The organism is Psychrobacter sp. W2-37-MNA-CIBAN-0211 (assembly GCF_040309405.1).
Lineage (GTDB): Bacteria > Pseudomonadota > Gammaproteobacteria > Pseudomonadales > Moraxellaceae > Psychrobacter > Psychrobacter glaciei.
Map to the genome: position 1 here is coordinate 1 of NZ_JBEOOU010000445.1, position 249 is coordinate 249.

General features: G+C 46.6%; 1 protein-coding gene. It reads right to left on the reverse strand.

Annotation, left to right across the window (positions count from 1 at the left end; translation table 11 throughout):
• The coding region (locus tag AAEY72_RS15830; RefSeq protein ID WP_352311600.1) for an Hsp70 family protein at nucleotides 1-249 on the reverse strand (249 nt) is incomplete at both ends.

Genomic DNA, 249 nt, shown 5'->3' on the forward strand with positions numbered 1-249 from the left:
GAATATCAGTGAGGCTACGTCCCATAAAACGCTTCACAGAAACGATGGTGTTTTGTGGTTCTAAAGCTGATTTGTCTTGAGCTTCATAGCCCACTAACACATTGGTTTCGCCATAATGCACCACAGACGGCAATGAATGACGACCTTGCTCATCAGGCAAAGTTAATGCTTGAGCACTTCTTACCGCAGCAACAAGTGAGTTGGTGGTACCAAGATCAATTCCAACCGCAAGACGATGCTGGTGCGGTG